This is a genomic window from Brevundimonas sp. (assembly GCF_036963785.1).
Lineage (GTDB): Bacteria > Pseudomonadota > Alphaproteobacteria > Caulobacterales > Caulobacteraceae > Brevundimonas.
In genome coordinates this window covers 115,820-129,836 of the sequence record NZ_JBALUS010000001.1, presented here as the reverse complement: position 1 = coordinate 129,836, position 14,017 = coordinate 115,820, and the positions used below count along the sequence as shown (strand labels likewise).

Genomic DNA, 14,017 nt, shown 5'->3' with positions numbered 1-14,017 from the left:
GTCGTGTTCTGGTCGAACGGACGGCTTCTCTAGTCGCACCGGAACGGCGCCGCAAGGGGGCAGGGCCGCGATTTCAGCGCAGGGCGGGAAGCGGCAGGCCGAGCGTCTGGCCGTCGAGGGGATCGGCGGCACTGCGGGTAAACAGTTCGGCCGGTCGACCGCCGGTGCCGGTGCTGAACCGGCCCGTCGGGCTGACCAGTCCGGTGCGCTCGACGCCCCGACGGAAATTCTGCTTGTGCAGGGTGATGCCGGTGATGGCTTCGGCGCCGCGCTGCAGGTCCGACAGGGTGAAGGTCGGCGGCACGAGGTCGAACAGGACCGGCCGGTAGCGCAGCTTGCTGCGCAGGCGGCCGAGGCCGGTGGCCAGGATGCGCCGGTGATCCGAGGCCATGGGCGCGCCCGACGGCAGGGCCTGCCGCTCGCGATCCGCGTCGCGGGCGGCCTCCTGCACCAGACCGGCCTCGTAGAGCAGCTCGTAGCGCTCGAGCACGCGGCTGTCGCTCCAGCGCTGGTCCGGCTGGGGGGCGACCAGGGCGTCGACGCGAGCGCGGCGGCGGGGGTCGGCCTCGACCCAGGCGTCGAGGGCGCTGTCCAGGGGGCCGAGCGCCGGGGGGCGCCCCTGCCGGTGATCTTCCCACGGAAAGAAGTCGAGCACGGGCTGCCATCGGGCCTCGCCGCCCGGCCGCACGATGGCCGCCGTGTCGGCCGCGTCGGCGGTCAGGGCCAGATAGCCGACCGAGACCTCGCGCAGTCGCTCGGGGCCCGGCGTGGCGCGGGGCGAGGCCCGGCCGAGGTCGCCAAAGGTGTAGAGCTGTTCGACATAGCCGGGGCGAAACCCGGTCTGGGCGGTGACGAAGGCCCTCAACGCCAGCTCGAAGGTGCGATCCCGCACCGGGTCGAAGGGGCCGAAGGGCAGGGCGGCGCTGCCGTCCTCGGCCCGGGTGGTCAGAACCACGGCCTCGCCCAGCCGAAGGCCGATCACCACGGCCGAAAGGCCAATGCGGATCCCGGTCGGAGGGGCGGCCTCGGCCATGGTCAGCCTCGCCGTCCGGCGGCGCGCCGGGGCACCTTTGGCGTCCAGGCTGTGGGCCGGGGCGATGCTGCGGCATCCCGGGCCGCGATCAGGGCATGGTAGCGATCCATATAGCGGGCCTGGGCGATGGAGGCGGGCTCGGGCCGGATCTCCAGCTCATAGCCGACGGGGGGCCGCCCGAAGAAGCCGAGGGCCTCGGCCTTGCTGAACCCGGCCAGCTGGGTGGCCTCAAAGTAGGCGCAGGCCTTGTCGGCCGTCTTGATCAGGGTCTTGATGGCGCGCGGGGTTTTGGCGGGCAGGCCGAACCGGACGTGGATGGCGGTCTCGAGGCGGCTCTCGAAATCCTTGTAGTTCACGCCCAGCGCCGATTTGAACGGCGAGATCATGTCCCCGATCACATACTCCGAGGCGTCGTGCAACAGGGCAGAGAGCAGCCACCGCGGCTCGATGTCGGGCTGGATGTGGGCGACGATTTCCTGAACCACGACGCTGTGCTGGGCGACGGAGAAGGCGTGATCACCGACCGTCTGGCCGTTCCACCGGGCGACGCGGGCCAGGCCGTGGGCGATGTCCTCGATCTCGATGTCGAAGGGCGAGGGGTCAAGCAGGTCGAGCCGCCGTCCCGACAACATGCGTTGCCAGGCCCGGGGCGCGCGAGAAGAGGAGGTGCGGTCAGCCAAGTCGGTTCCTTTGATCAGGCGGTCAGGTGACCGATCCTGAGCCTCGGATCAAGGGGCCGGGTGGATTTGGCCTACTCGCCGACGTTGAGGGTCAGCAGGTCGCGGGCGTCGTCCATCAGGGGGTCCTTGTCGGCTTCCTTGGCCCTGAAGACAGCGATCACCAGGGGGCCGCCAGCGGGCCCGCGGGCCTCATAGCCGACCAGCCTCCAGCCAAGCCCTTCGGTCTGGCCATCGGTGACCAGCCAGGTCGCACGCGTGGCGTCGCCGGCCGCGCGGGTGCGGATCAGGGCGCCGTCGGCAGCCGCCTGAATGTTGACGCGGCCCTCGTCAGAGCCGCCTTCGATGTTGACGCTGGACTCGCTGTCATTGGCATCGATGGTCACGCCGCCGATGCGAATGCTGGCGCGGTCGCCATCCGCATTGATCGACAGACCCGGTACATTGACCTGGGCGGTGTCGCCCTCGGCCTGGACGCTGACGCCGGGGGCCTCGACCGTCGCGCTGTCGCCGGACGCCGTGCCAGGGGCTTCGGACCGGGAGGACGCCTCGATCGCGGCGATGGTCTGCGGCATGTCCCCTGACAGGCGATCCTCGAAGGCCTTGAGCACATCGTCGACGGAGGCGCCGTTCAGCGGCTGAAGATGCAGGGTGACCTCGGATCCGCGCGGCCCGGCATAGACACAAACCGTGCCGCCGTTCTGGGCCGTGCCCTTGCGCGTCAGACTGCCCTGGGTCTGGGGGCACTGAAGGGTCTGGACGACCTTGAGCACGCCCTTGTTCTCTCCGCCCTCACGGTTGGTCGTGATGCGGATGGAGTCGTCGCCGCAAGCGGCGAGGGCAGTGCAGGCAACCAGCATACTGCTGAATAGCAGGGAGGGCGTACGCATCATCGACAAGTCCTCTTCGGCCCCATCCTGCGGGTCAGGGCCCAGAAATCCAGTGAAATCGCGGTAAGGCCGTGTCAGCCGCCGGGGCGCGCGCCTTCGCGGCGGTTGAGGAAGGCGAGGCGCTCGAACAGGTGGACGTCCTGCTCATTCTTGAGCAGGGCGCCGTGCAGCGGCGGGATGAGCTTTGAGCCGCTGGTCTCGCGAAGGGTCGCCGGGTCGATGTCATCGACCAGCAGCAGCTTGAGCCAGTCCAGAAGCTCGGAGGTGGACGGCTTTTTCTTCAGGCCCGGCGTGTCGCGGATTTCGTAGAAGGTCCGGAGCGCCTCGGACACCAGGCGCGGCTTGATGTCCGGAAAGTGCACATCGACGATCGATTTAAGTGTCTCGGCGTCGGGAAAGCGGATGTAGTGGAAGAAGCACCGGCGCAGGAAGGCGTCGGGCAGTTCCTTCTCGTTGTTCGAGGTGATGATCACGATGGGGCGGGTCTCGGCCCGGATCGTCTCGCCGGTTTCCTGGACGAAGAACTCCATCCGATCGAGCTCCTGCAGCAGATCGTTCGGGAATTCGATGTCGGCCTTGTCGATCTCGTCGATCAGCAGGACGGGGCGTTTGGGGGCGGTGAACGCCTCCCACAGCTTGCCGGGCTTGAGGTAGTTCCGCACGTCGTGAACCCGGTCTTCGCCCAACTGGCTGTCGCGAAGCCGGCTGACGGCGTCGTATTCGTAGAGGCCGTTGTGGGCCTTGGTCGTCGACTTGATGTGCCAGGTGATGAGGGGGGCATCGAGGGCCCCCGCCAATTCATAGGCCAACACCGTCTTGCCGGTGCCGGGCTCGCCCTTGACCAGCAACGGACGTTCCAGCGCGACCGCCGCATTGACCGCAATCTTGAGGTCATCGGTGGCGATATACTGCTGCGTGCCCTTGAACTGGCTCATCCACGGTCCTCCCGGCCTGTCGAATAGGTGGAGCGGTGGTAGCCCATCGCCCGGGAGGTGAACAGGGTTCAGGTGATCTGCTTGGGCGCGGGCGGGTCGCTGGCCGGGAAGCTCTCCTCGACCGCCTCATCCTGCAGCGCGTCCTGACGGCTGCCGGACTCCTTGACCCGCTCCTTCAGCTGGTCGGGCTTGCCATGCTCGCGCTCGGCCTTGCGGGCGAAGGGGGCGTCCGTGTCGCTGTCGTCCTTGCCGGAGGATGCTTTCGTGGGGGTGTCGGCCATCTCAGGCTCCTGTCTTGATGCGGGTTACGGTGTCGCGGTCGGCCAGGCCGGGCTCTTCGTCCTCGGGCGCCGCGTCTCCGGGCTTGCGGGTGAAATCGCGAACCTGCGCGTCTTCATCGACCAGAATGTCGGTGCCGTCCTCCTCGCCCGTGCGGGTCTCGTCGAAGGTCTCGGACTGGTCCTGTTCGTCGGGGGTGTTTTCGGGGGGTGTCATGGTCATCTCCTGTCAGGGAGAGAACGCGACGCCGGCCAGCCCCGTTCCGTCAGCCGGAGGCTCTTTCCACCAACGCCGCCGCGACGTCCCGGATCGCCTGGTCCCAACCGTCGAACGCCCGGGCGAAGGTGCGCATGTGCGGGTAGAAGGGATAGCGGTCCGTGCCCAGCAGGTGCCAGTCATCCGGCGCATAGATCAGCCAGGTCTCGGCTCCGACGGCGGCTGCGATATTGGTGCCGGCGATGCCCGGTCCGATCACCACATCCATGGCCAGCGACAGGGCGGCCAGGTCCTCAAGGTCGTCCTTGAGGTTGATCGGCGGCGTCCACAGGGTGACGCCGGCGGCCTCGGCGGCGGCCAGGTCGGCGCTGACGTCCCCGCACTGCAGATTGACCATGACGCAGCCGGGCGTGGTCAGCACGGGCTTCCACCGCTCGAAGCTGGAAAAGTAGCGGGCGCGAACCCCGTTCAGCACCAGGCTCTTCCAGTGCAGGCCGACCTTGAGGCCGGGGCCGAGCGCCTCGACTTCGGCCTTCCAGTGGGCGACGCGCGCCGGGTCTGCGACCAGATAGCCGGAACGGTCAGGAAAGGCGGCAACGGCAGGCCGGAAGACCGGCATCAGGCTGGCCATCGGCACCCAGGCGTCGGCCGTCGGGGCGTCCTCGCCCTCCATGAAGGGGATGTAGCGATACAGGCGCCCTTCCATCTTCACCGCGCGGTGCCCGCCGACGATGGCTCGGGGGAAGCTGCGCTGGAAGATGTCGACCAGCCGTGGCTCGACAGCGATGATGACCTGACCGTCGGGGCCGACCGCCTCGATCAGGTCGCCGAGGGCGGAACCGAAGACCATCTCGTCGGCGATTCCCTGTTCGCCCACGACCAGAATGCGTCGGCCCTGAAGGGGCTGGGCATCGGGATCCCAGCGCGGCGTGTCGACGACGGCATGCATGGCTTCGGGCATGTCGGGGCTGAGGCGGATCTCATAGTCGGCCCATCCGCCCGGAAGGTCGCCGGCGCCAAGGCGCAACAGGGCACGGGCCATGGTCATCATGGCGGTTTCATAGCCGGGCTCGGCCCCGGGGAAGGCGGCCTCGATATCGGCCAGCGCGCCCTCAAGATCACCCAGAGGCTGGCGAACATTCGCGCGATTGTAGCGGGCCTTGGAGAACTCGGGGTCGAGGCGCAGGGCCTCTTCAAAGAAGGTCAGCGCGGTCGCCATGTCGCCCTGATCGCTCTGGACAGTGCCGAGGGTGTTCCACAGCAGGGCGCTGGTGGGCTCGACCTGGATCATGTCGCGCAGGACCTCGACCGCCTCGTCGTAGCGATTGTCGTCCCTCAACACGCAGGCGAGGTTGTTGGTGGCATCGACATGGCCGGGCTCGACCGACAGGAATTTTCGCAGCAGCTTTTCGGCGATCTCGAGCTGACCGAGGCGCTGGGCGAGGCGGCTGAGGTCGTGGGCGATGTTGTTCTCGTCCGGCATCAGGGCGAGGGCGGCCTCATAGGCGGACAGGGCCTGGGCCAGATGGCCGGACTTTTCCTGGCAGATGGCGAGGACGTGCCAGGCGAGGCCGCTTTTCTCGTCGATCTGCAGGACTTCCAGGCAGCGTTCGGCCCCGCGGGTGTAATCCTGCATGCGGACGGCGGCGACGGCGGCCTTCAGAAGCTCGACCATGCGGCGCTGGGTTTTGGCCGTTCCTGTGCGACCGGCCAGCTTGCGGGACAGGCGGTTCAGTGCATCGGTCGAGGCCGCGTTCCCCGCCACGCCTTGGGCCACGGCGAACGGGCCGTGGGCGATGGGAGCGGTGGCATCCGGCTGGGCGGCGAAAGCGGCATTGGACATGGTGGCAGGATACCCCGGGCGGCGTGACGATTCCCCGCACTCTGGCGGTCCAGTTACAACACACGGTTAACCACGACTGTTTAGAGGCTTTTGGGAACCGCCGCGCTAGCTCGCAGGGGCGGGACCAAAGGGGAGGCCCGCCGGATGCCGCTGAAACTGTCCTTGAAACCGGGTGAGCGTTTCGTGCTGAACGGCGCCGTGGTCCAGAACGGGGATCGCCGCAGTGTTCTGGTGCTGCAGAACAAGGCCAGCGTGCTGCGCGAGAAGGACATCATGCAGCCGGACGAGGTCAATAGCCCGGCCCGTCGCATCTATTTCCCCGTCATGATGATGTATCTGGACGAGTCGGCGGCGGCGAAATTCCACGACGAATTCACCCTGCGGGTCAGCGAGTTCATGAGCGCGACGCGCAATCCGGATGCGATGGCGGATTGCGTCGCGGCATCCCGTCATGTGCTGGCCCGGGAATACTACAAGGCGCTGATGACGGCGCGGAAACTGATCGAATACGAAGAGCAAAGGTTGGGTCATGTCGCTTCAGGCGTACAGCAAGGCCGCAGCGCGGACTGAAACTCCCCGGGAGATGGAGTACCGGCTGTTCGGCCAGGTGACCCGCGCCCTGATGCATGCTGCCCAGGCCGATCCGTCGGATGTGGCGACCCGGATCGACGCCCTGGACTGGAACCGGCGCGTCTGGTCGGCCCTGGCCACGGACTGCTCCGACCCGGGCAATGCCATGGGCGAGGCCCTGCGCGCCCAGATCATCTCCATCAGCCTGTTTGTCAGCCGTCACAGCTCGCAGATCATGCGCGGCGAGGAAGACTTCGAGCCGCTGATCGATATCAACCGGATGATCATGCAGGGCCTGGCCCCGCCCGCGTCAGAAGCGGCCTGAAGATTTTTCCCGACCCGGAAGCTCTTGCCGGTCCCGTCCGGAAGTCTCGCGGAAAAGAATCATAAAATCAGTGCATTGATAGCGTTGTAGCAGCGGCACCTTTCTTGCGTGTGCGGGCGTGAACCAGAACCGGTTCGACGGTCAGAAGACCGTTAACCCACCCGACCAGAATGGAAGGACCCGCCGATGAGCAATTCGGTCAATACGAACGTGGGCGCCCTGATTGCGCTCCAGAACCTGAACGCCACCAACTCCGACCTCGCCGTCACCCAAAACCGGATCAACACCGGCAAGAAGGTGTCCAGCGTGAAGGACAACGGTGCCATCTGGGCCATCGCCCAGGGGCAGCGCGCCGACATCGGGGCCCTGGGGGCGGTCAAACAGTCACTGGACCGTGGCGTGGCTGCAGTTGATGTGGCCATCGCGGCGGGCGAGACGGTCTCTGACCTCTTGCTGCAGTTGAAGGAGAAGGCACTGGCAGCGACCGACGCGTCGCTGAAGACGGCGGCGCGGGCCGCGCTGAATGAAGACTTCAAGGCCCTGCGTGACCAGATCGCGACTGTGACCACCAACGCCGAATTCAACGGGATCAACCTGCTGAAGACCGGTGCCACCGGTTTCAACGCCCTGGCCAATGCGCAAGGCAACGCCACCATCACCGTGGGAGCGGAGGTGATGGCGCTGGGAAGCACCAATGTCAGTGTGGCCACGACGCAGTCGATCGAGACCCTGACGAAGGCGGCCACCTCACTGACGGCCGTCAACAATTCCATCGATGCCGTCTCGGGCGCGCTTGCGCGTCTGGGTACCAAGTCGAAAGCCCTGACCACCCATCTGTCGTTCGTCGGGAAGCTGACGGACTCGCTGGAATCAGGGGTCGGGAACCTGGTCGATGCCGATCTGGCGAAGGAGAGCGCCAAGCTTCAGGCGCTGCAGACGAAGCAGCAACTGGGGGTCCAGGCCCTGTCCATCGCCAACCAGACTCCGCAGCTGGTCCTGTCGCTGTTCCGATAGGTTCGAAAACCTGGGCCGGAGGGGAAACCCTTCGGCCCTTTTCGTCAGAAGATCCGGGTCACCATTTCCCAGGTCGCCACAAGGACGCGGCTGACCGTTTCCCAGACCAGCCAGGTGAAGGTCGCCATGCCGGCCGAGACCACCCAGCCGATCAGCATCATCACCCCGTCCTTCTGCATGAGGCCGAAGCCGAAGGCAGCGACAATCAGGGACGGGAACAGGTTGAAGCCGATCAGCGGCAGCATCAGCACCGCCGCCCAGACCATGCACATCAGGCCGATGAGGGCCTCCGACAGATCCGTGCTCATGAAGGCGAGGCGCGGGCGGCTGAACCGCTCGACCATCTGCAGGCGGCTCTTCACCTTGCCCGCCGCTTCGGCAAAGGCAGGTCGGGGAATGTCGCGCTTCATGATCCAGCCCGGCAACCAGAGCTCATCCTGACGGAAGAGAAGCTGCGCCCCGATGATCATGATGGGCACGCCCAGCACGGTGGTCATGCCCGGGATCACCCCGATGACCGCGCTGAGAAGCCCCAGCGTCAGCAGCAAGGCGCCGAAGCCTCGTTCCCCGAAGGTGCCGACCAGTTCGGTCATCGGCAGGATGGGATCATCGACTGCGCCAACGTCCGTCAGGACCTGGGAAAAGGGCCGCGCGCTGAAGGAGTTGGAATTTTCGTTCATGAGCCATCGCCGAACAGGGTCATGTGCTCTCTTGGCCCGTCTTGGGCCGCCACGCCACTTAAGAAACCGCAATGCAGCGTCAGGCAGACTGTTCCATGTCCACATCCAGTCCCTGCTCGCGGACCTTACGATAGAGGGTGGACCGGCCGATGCCGAGGCGGCGGGCGATTTCAGACATATGGCCGGCATAGACCTCGATGGCGTGCTGGATCAGGTCGCGTTCGATTTCCTCGAGCGTACGCAGGTGACCCTTGCCGTCGAGGATCCGGATCGGCGTGTCGGGCGCGGGCGGCAGGTCGTGGGCCGCAGCCGAGGGGGCGCCGGCGGACGGTGCGTCCAGCTCCGGCGTCGGCATGGCCACGCCGGAGATGGCCGGGAAGTCATGCGGCTTCAGGAAGGGCCCGTCGGCCAGGACAATGGCGCGATAGACGGCATTCTCGAGCTGGCGGACATTGCCGGGCCAGTCGAAGCCCTTGAGCAGGTCTGCAGTCTCGGGCGCGCAGCCGACGACGCGCTTGCCTTCCTCGACGTTGAAGCGGCCGATGAAGTGGTCGACCAGAGCCGGGACGTCCTCGCGGCGCTCGCGCAGGGCCGGGGCCTCGATCGGAAAAACATTCAGACGATAGAACAGGTCCTCGCGGAAGGCGCCGCCCTCGACCTGTTTGGCCAGATCACGATTGGTGGCCGAGACGATCCGCACATCCACGCGGACCGGGCGTTTCGATCCGACCGGGTCGATCTCGCCTTCCTGCAGGGCCCGCAGCAGCTTGACCTGCATGTCCAGCGGCAGTTCGCCGATCTCGTCGAGGAACAGGGTGCCGCCGTCGGCCTCCTTGAACTTGCCGAGGTGTTTGTCGTGGGCGCCGGTGAAGCTGCCCTTCTCGTGGCCGAAGAGGATCGACTCGACCAGATTGGCGGGCAGGGCGCCGCAGTTGACGGCCACGAACGGGCGTCCGGCCCGGTCCGAGGCGCCGTGCAGGGCGCGGGCGATGACCTCCTTGCCGACGCCGCTCTCGCCGGTGATCAGCACCGGAATGGTCGAGGAGGCTGCGCGACTGCCCAGAGCCTTGACCATGCGCATGGCCGGGCTGTCGCCGACCAGATCGTCAAAAGTGGTGCGACCCGAGGTGTGCTTCTTGAGGCGGCCGACCTCGGCGGTCAGCTGGGTCAGCTGCAGGGCGTTCCTGACCCCGACCAGCAGGCGCTCGGCGGACACGGGTTTGACGAAGAAGTCCTGGGCCCCGGCCTGCATGGCCTTGACCACGCTTTCGATGCCGGCGTTGGCCGTCAGCACGATGACCGGGGTGGAGACCCCCGCCGCGCGCAGTTCGGCCAGACATTCCAGGCCGGACATGCCCGGCATAACCATGTCGAGCAGCACGACATCGGCGCCGTCGCCCTTGGTCAGGCGGTCGATCGCCTCGCCGCCGTTCTCGGCCTGGGCGACGGCAAAACCCTCGCGTTCCAGAACCGCTTGGACCAGGCGGCGCTGGGTCGGATCGTCATCGACGACCAGTACGGTCTTGGCCATGGGGCACCCCTTCATCATCACCGTCGGCCGGTCTCGGGGGTTCGCCCCGGACTGGCTCGTTTCGGGACGGGTGTACCCCGGATGCGGTGAAGATCGCGTTGTCCGGCGTGGTGTGCGGGGGGTTAACGGCTGCCGCTGCCGACGTCTGTGTCTGCCTGGCGACTGTTCGAGGGGCAGAGCGCGCGGCTGTTGCTTTGCGGAGGAACCGCCGGGCCGTCCCCGAATGCCAGAGCAGGCCAGCGAGCGTCTTCTGCCCGAACCGAGCCTGAGCGGAGTCTGTCGCGCGCATCGCCCCGATCTCCCCCCGCGCAACGCACAGGGTAGTAGTTTGCCTGCAGCGTCCAGGTGCCATCCTGATCACGGGCCCACAGCATCGTGAGGGCCTGTCGCGCGACCAGAATTTCCAGGGCCCCGTCGTTGTCGAGATCGATCGCTCGGGCGACGCATACCTCGGCGCTGCCGCACAGATAACGTTCGTCCCCCGGGGCCACCGGCTCCACGAAATCCCGGGGGAGGTCGCCACCGATGACCTCAAATGCCGGAGCGCGGGCAGGCACGCCCTCCGTTCGATCTTCCCAGCGATTTTCCAGTTCCGTCGCCACGGTCGCTCGACGGGCGACCTCCGCATCGTCGGATTTCGTCAGCCGTTCCAGCGCCGCCCTCCCGACCTTGCCGCTCTCGAAGCGGAGGAAGCGATAGTCGAACTGGTCCGGGGAAACGGCGCCGCGCTCAAGACGGGCCATCTGGTCCATGACCGACAGACGGGCGGGGTCCAGCACCGGGCTGAACAGCAGCACGATCAGGGCAACGATCAGGGCGCCGGTGCCGATATTGGTGCGCTCCAGCGGCTGCATCCAGTCGCGCCCGCGCAGGCTGGTGATCGCGGCCCAGGCATAGCCGAGCGCATAGGCCAGACCGGCGAGGATACAGGCGGCGGCCACGATCCGGTCGGGTGTCAGACCGTGCTGACCGATGCGGAGCGCCAGACCCGTGCTGGCCACGGCGACCAGCGGGATTAACAGCAGGCCGCCGACGATCACGGCCCAGCGCAGCACCAGCGGCGGGCGGGTCTCGTCCGTGCCGTCCTGATAGGCGGCATTGATCAGCACGATCAGCACGGCCGCAGCGGACAGCATCAGGGCCGTGGCCGAGCCTTGGTCCCACAGGCCCGACAGGCCGGTGAAGGGCAGGGCGATCAGGAAGGCCGCAGTCAGCGCCGCGATCACCGGCAGCAGCCACGACAGCAGCATCAGGATGACGGCGCGGACCCCCCGGATCAGGCCGTCGCGGACATCGGTCAGATGCACGGCCAGGGCAAAGGTCAGGCTGGTCACCGGGAGGTTGAACCAGGGCTCGGCCAGCAGCTCGCCGAACGCCCGGATTCCGATCAGGCCGAACAGGCCCGCGCCGAGGAACAGCAACAGCCACAGGGCCCCGGCAAAGCCGACCGACAGGGCCAGTTGCACGCCCGCCTTCCACGCCACGTCGAAATAGCGAGGGTAGGCGGCGATCCGGCGGCGTTCCTGATCGGCAGGAACGATCAGATGGTGGGCAATGAACAGGGCGGCCGCGAGGAAGGGGAAGAGGGGCGGCGACAGGAAGGGCTCGCGCTGATCAACCAGCACCTGACGCGCCATGTCGTGCCAGCCGAGCAGGGCCAGCGTCGCGGCCGCCACCGCCGTCCAGACGATCAGGGTCTTCAACCTCAGCCGCCCCAGACCGCCCAGCAGCACAACCGGCAGATAGGCGGCGACCAGCACCATGGGGCCGAACAGTTCGGGCACGCTGGCGGGCCACAGGCGCGGGTTGTGATCAATGCTCCAGTACAGGCCATAGAGCGCCAGTCCCTGCAGCAGGCCGATCAGCAGGCGTGGCACGATCAGGCCGTGATGGCCCGACGCCATGGCGGCACGTGTGGTGGTGTCTGCTTCGGTCATCAGGGCCCCTCCCGAACCGGCATCTGGGCACAGTTTGCGGACCCGGACCAGAGCGGATCCAAGGCGCGCCGCCTTGTCAGCGCCTGTCTGCGCCCCCATACCCAAGGGCATGAACGCACCCTTCAAGACACCGACCCCTGACCTGCCCCTGTGGGACCTGACCGATCTTTATGCCGCCAAGGACGATCCGCAGCTTAAGGCGGATATGGAGGCGGCGCGCGCTTCGATTACCGAGATGAATGCGCTGGCGGGCAGGCTGGTCGCGGCACGCGGCGAACCGGCGCTGCTGGGCGAGCGGCTGGATCGGGCGATTGCGCTGTATGAACAGGCGGCGGACCGGCTGGGCGCGGTTGGGGCCTATGCGTTTCTGGACGCCTCGACGCGGCGTGATGATGCGGCGGCACAGGCGTTCGAAGCCGATGTGCGCACGTCGCTGACCGAGATTTCAACGCCGACCGTCTGGCTGACGCTGGAGATCAACCAGCTGGAGGAGCCCGAGGTCGAGGCAGCGCTTGCGGCCCATGCGCCGGCAGCGCGTTGGCGGCCCTGGCTGCGCCGGGTTCGGGCGATGAAGCCGCATGAGCTGTCAGAGGAGCTGGAGACCTTCCTGGCCGAGCAGATGCCGGTCTCGGCCCAGTGGCCGCGCCTGTTCGACGAGACGCTGGCGGACCTGCGGGTGAAGGCCGGGCGCGACACCCTGACGCTCAGTGAGGCGCTGAATGGTCTGTCGGACCCCAAGGCCGCCCGCCGCAAGGCCGTGGCGGAAGGGCTGACCGAGGCACTGAAGGCCGAGACGCAGACCCTGGGTCTGGTGCTGAACACGGTGGCGGCCGAGAAAGCGCTGGAGGATCGCAAGCGCGGCTTCAAACGCCCGGCGGACAGCCGCCATCTGGCCAATGAGGTGGACGGCGAGGCGGTCGACGCCATGGTCGAGGCCGTGACGGCGGCCTATCCGCGCCTGTCGCACCGCTATTATGCGGCCAAGGCCCGGGCGCTGGGCGTGAAGACGCTTAATCACTGGGACCGCAATGCGCCGCTGACCACCAAGCCGCCGCGCGGGTTTGACTGGTTGCAAGGGCGGGCGCTGGTCCTGGACAGTTTCTCGGACCTCGGGCCCGAGTTTGCCGAGCGGGCCGGGATCTTCTTTGACCGCAACTGGATCGACGCCCGGCCGCGCGCGGGCAAGCAGTCGGGCGCCTATGCTCATCCAGTGACCGCAGATCGTCACCCCTATGTCTTCCTGAACTGGATGGGCGAGCGGCGCGATGTGCTGACGCTGGCGCATGAGCTGGGGCACGGGGTGCACCAGACCTTGGCCGCGGGTGCCGGCAGCCTGCTGGCCGACACGCCACTGACACTGGCCGAGACGGCCTCCATCTTTGCCGAGGGGCTGACTTTTGACCGGCTGCTGGAGACGGCGCCCGAGGCCGAGCGTCAGGGCCTGCTGGCCGGACGAATCGAGGACGGGCTGAACACCGTCGTGCGCCAGATCGCCTTTCACCGTTTCGAGACCCGTTTCCATGACGAGCGGCGGACCGGCGAGGTCGGCGCCGAGCGGATCGGCGAAATTTGGCTGGAAGAGATGGGCGCCTCGCTGGGCCCCGCCATCACCTTGAACGACGGGTATGAGCACTGGTGGGCCTATGTCAGCCACTTCGTGCACTCGCCCTTCTATGTCTATGCCTATGCTTTCGGGGATCTGCTCGTGGCGGCCCTGATGGAGACGCGGCGTAAGGATCCGGTGGGCTTTACGCCCCTGTACCGTGAGCTTCTGGCCGGGGGCGGCACGCGTCCATACGATGCGGCGCTCAATCCGTTCGGTCTGAATCCGCGCGATCCCGCGTTCTGGGACATCGGTCTGCTGCGTCTGGAGCGTCTGATCGAGGCGTTCGAAGACACGCTGGAGGCGTAAAAAAGCTCCGGGAACGCCCTAACCCTCAAGCTTGGCCATTGAGGGTATCTCGCAGGTGCGTTGCGCCCCGCCATTGGATGCTTAATGCGTAACACGGGCATTGGGTGCACGTTGCCACCTGAAAGCTGCCACATTGAATGGGCGATCTGCACGTATTTGTCGCAGAATCGTTAAC

The 14,017-nt window shown here is 67.0% G+C and carries 14 protein-coding genes; 4 read left to right on the top strand and 10 right to left on the bottom strand.

Annotated features, from left to right (window positions below; all coding sequences use genetic code 11):
* Positions 1–73 precede the first annotated feature (73 nt).
* The 7 genes from V7672_RS00640 to V7672_RS00610 form a co-directional block, all read right to left on the bottom strand.
* Complete coding sequence (locus V7672_RS00640; protein WP_335622744.1) at positions 74–1,033, bottom strand: NUDIX hydrolase; 960 nt, start codon at positions 1,031–1,033, stop codon at positions 74–76.
* Positions 1,034–1,035: 2 nt separating this feature from the next.
* The gene (locus tag V7672_RS00635) at positions 1,036–1,665 is read right to left on the bottom strand and encodes an HD family hydrolase (protein WP_335623260.1); all 630 of its coding nucleotides are present in this window, start codon (positions 1,663–1,665) and stop codon (positions 1,036–1,038) included.
* A 119-nt stretch (positions 1,666–1,784) separates the two neighbouring features.
* Positions 1,785–2,603 carry a methyltransferase type 11 gene (locus V7672_RS00630; RefSeq protein WP_335622743.1) on the bottom strand — a complete coding sequence of 273 codons (819 nt, stop codon included), beginning with the start codon at positions 2,601–2,603 and terminating at the stop codon, positions 1,785–1,787.
* A gap of 71 nt (positions 2,604–2,674) precedes the next feature.
* Positions 2,675–3,535 (bottom strand): AAA family ATPase, encoded by an 861-nt coding sequence (locus V7672_RS00625; protein WP_335622742.1) that lies wholly within the window; start codon positions 3,533–3,535, stop codon positions 2,675–2,677.
* A 68-nt stretch (positions 3,536–3,603) separates the two neighbouring features.
* Positions 3,604–3,816: a hypothetical protein gene (locus V7672_RS00620; protein ID WP_335622741.1), complete on the bottom strand. Its 213-nt coding sequence runs from the start codon at positions 3,814–3,816 to the stop codon at positions 3,604–3,606.
* A 1-nt stretch (position 3,817) separates the two neighbouring features.
* Positions 3,818–4,030 (bottom strand): hypothetical protein, encoded by a 213-nt coding sequence (locus V7672_RS00615; protein WP_335622740.1) that lies wholly within the window; start codon positions 4,028–4,030, stop codon positions 3,818–3,820.
* A gap of 49 nt (positions 4,031–4,079) precedes the next feature.
* Positions 4,080–5,873 carry a tetratricopeptide repeat protein gene (locus V7672_RS00610; protein ID WP_335622739.1) on the bottom strand — a complete coding sequence of 598 codons (1,794 nt, stop codon included), beginning with the start codon at positions 5,871–5,873 and terminating at the stop codon, positions 4,080–4,082.
* Between the two features lie 144 nt (positions 5,874–6,017).
* Between V7672_RS00610 and flbT the strand changes: the two genes are divergently transcribed.
* The 3 genes from flbT (at position 6,018) to V7672_RS00595 (ending at position 7,782) form a co-directional block, all read left to right on the top strand.
* Positions 6,018–6,443 (top strand): flagellar biosynthesis repressor FlbT, encoded by a 426-nt coding sequence (flbT, locus tag V7672_RS00605; protein WP_322259520.1) that lies wholly within the window; start codon positions 6,018–6,020, stop codon positions 6,441–6,443.
* Complete coding sequence (flaF, locus tag V7672_RS00600) at positions 6,403–6,768, top strand: flagellar biosynthesis regulator FlaF (RefSeq protein WP_123286162.1); 366 nt, start codon at positions 6,403–6,405, stop codon at positions 6,766–6,768. Before flbT ends, flaF begins: the two co-directional genes overlap by 41 nt.
* Before the next feature lie 186 nt (positions 6,769–6,954).
* Entirely contained in the window at positions 6,955–7,782 is an 828-nt protein-coding gene (locus V7672_RS00595) for a flagellin (RefSeq protein WP_335622738.1), read from the top strand.
* Positions 7,783–7,826: 44 nt separating this feature from the next.
* On the opposite strand, the gene V7672_RS00590 is transcribed toward V7672_RS00595, so the two are convergent.
* The 3 genes from V7672_RS00590 to V7672_RS00580 form a co-directional block, all read right to left on the bottom strand.
* Positions 7,827–8,462 (bottom strand): exopolysaccharide biosynthesis protein, encoded by a 636-nt coding sequence (locus V7672_RS00590; protein ID WP_335622737.1) that lies wholly within the window; start codon positions 8,460–8,462, stop codon positions 7,827–7,829.
* Between the two features lie 79 nt (positions 8,463–8,541).
* On the bottom strand, positions 8,542–9,993 hold the full coding sequence (locus V7672_RS00585) for a sigma-54-dependent transcriptional regulator (protein WP_335622736.1): 1,452 nt from the start codon (positions 9,991–9,993) through the stop codon (positions 8,542–8,544).
* A 122-nt stretch (positions 9,994–10,115) separates the two neighbouring features.
* Positions 10,116–11,930, bottom strand: coding sequence for a DUF4153 domain-containing protein (locus tag V7672_RS00580; protein ID WP_335622735.1), 1,815 nt, complete (start codon positions 11,928–11,930; stop codon positions 10,116–10,118).
* Positions 11,931–12,039: 109 nt separating this feature from the next.
* Here V7672_RS00580 and V7672_RS00575 point away from each other — a divergent pair, with 109 nt between their 5' ends.
* On the top strand, positions 12,040–13,842 hold the full coding sequence (locus V7672_RS00575; RefSeq protein WP_335622734.1) for a M3 family oligoendopeptidase: 1,803 nt from the start codon (positions 12,040–12,042) through the stop codon (positions 13,840–13,842).
* Positions 13,843–14,017: the final 175 nt, after the last annotated feature.

Bases quoted from the DNA above. Each gene is read 5' to 3' on its own strand.
- V7672_RS00640 (WP_335622744.1), bottom strand. From the start codon at position 1,033: ATGGCCGAGGCCGCCCCTCCGACCGGGATCCGCATTGGCCTTTCGGCC.
- V7672_RS00635 (WP_335623260.1), bottom strand. From the start codon at position 1,665: ATGTTGTCGGGACGGCGGCTCGACCTGCTTGACCCCTCGCCCTTCGAC.
- V7672_RS00630 (WP_335622743.1), bottom strand. From the start codon at position 2,603: ATGATGCGTACGCCCTCCCTGCTATTCAGCAGTATGCTGGTTGCCTGC.
- V7672_RS00625 (WP_335622742.1), bottom strand. From the start codon at position 3,535: ATGAGCCAGTTCAAGGGCACGCAGCAGTATATCGCCACCGATGACCTC.
- V7672_RS00620 (WP_335622741.1), bottom strand. From the start codon at position 3,816: ATGGCCGACACCCCCACGAAAGCATCCTCCGGCAAGGACGACAGCGAC.
- V7672_RS00615 (WP_335622740.1), bottom strand. From the start codon at position 4,030: ATGACACCCCCCGAAAACACCCCCGACGAACAGGACCAGTCCGAGACC.
- V7672_RS00610 (WP_335622739.1), bottom strand. From the start codon at position 5,873: ATGTCCAATGCCGCTTTCGCCGCCCAGCCGGATGCCACCGCTCCCATC.
- flbT (WP_322259520.1), top strand. From the start codon at position 6,018: ATGCCGCTGAAACTGTCCTTGAAACCGGGTGAGCGTTTCGTGCTGAAC.
- flaF (WP_123286162.1), top strand. From the start codon at position 6,403: ATGTCGCTTCAGGCGTACAGCAAGGCCGCAGCGCGGACTGAAACTCCC.
- V7672_RS00595 (WP_335622738.1), top strand. From the start codon at position 6,955: ATGAGCAATTCGGTCAATACGAACGTGGGCGCCCTGATTGCGCTCCAG.
- V7672_RS00590 (WP_335622737.1), bottom strand. From the start codon at position 8,462: ATGAACGAAAATTCCAACTCCTTCAGCGCGCGGCCCTTTTCCCAGGTC.
- V7672_RS00585 (WP_335622736.1), bottom strand. From the start codon at position 9,993: ATGGCCAAGACCGTACTGGTCGTCGATGACGATCCGACCCAGCGCCGC.
- V7672_RS00580 (WP_335622735.1), bottom strand. From the start codon at position 11,930: ATGACCGAAGCAGACACCACCACACGTGCCGCCATGGCGTCGGGCCAT.
- V7672_RS00575 (WP_335622734.1), top strand. From the start codon at position 12,040: ATGAACGCACCCTTCAAGACACCGACCCCTGACCTGCCCCTGTGGGAC.